The 505-nt window shown below is 51.9% G+C and carries 1 protein-coding gene; it reads right to left on the bottom strand.

Annotated elements, in window-relative coordinates; translation table 11 throughout:
• Positions 1–52: 52 nt before the first annotated feature.
• Positions 53–505: DUF5110 domain-containing protein (locus HMPREF9074_RS11730; RefSeq protein ID WP_034541150.1), on the bottom strand; the 453-nt coding region annotated here is incomplete at its 5' end.

The raw sequence follows: 505 nt of genomic DNA, 5'->3' as shown, positions 1-505 counted from the left end.
AACGCAGCTTCTTGCGGAGGCTAATCTTTGTCCCGTCACGAGGGACACCTTATCAAAACTTCACCGAAACTTTCTTTCCATTATAAGATACGGACTTTTGCTGTCCGTCGGGAAGCACCACCGTAAACCCGCGGGATTGCAACATACCCTTGTATTCGCCCTTGCGCGTCCCCAGGGTCAGACGGCGCGAAGAATCGTCCCACGACATAGGAATCTCCGTATAAGCGCCTTTCTCGTAATTGTAATTGTCGAACTCGTCTTCGTAAAGCACGAAACTGCCGTCGGCACCCGGATAAACACGGAGAACCAGGCTGTCCCACGGCTTTTCCGTGGCATATTGCACGTCGGGACCAAAAGGCACGATGCTACCAGCTTTTATATATAGAGGTATAAGGTCGAGCGTGGTCTCACGGGTAATCTCCCGGCCTCCCTCTATCTTCTCGTTCGTCCAGAAGTCGTACCAAGCAGTACCGGACGGTAGATAAACCTCTGTAGATTTCGGCTG

This window comes from Capnocytophaga sp. oral taxon 329 str. F0087, from assembly GCF_000213295.2.
Taxonomy (GTDB): domain Bacteria; phylum Bacteroidota; class Bacteroidia; order Flavobacteriales; family Flavobacteriaceae; genus Capnocytophaga; species Capnocytophaga leadbetteri_A.
This window is presented reverse-complemented; position numbering and strand designations above follow the sequence as displayed.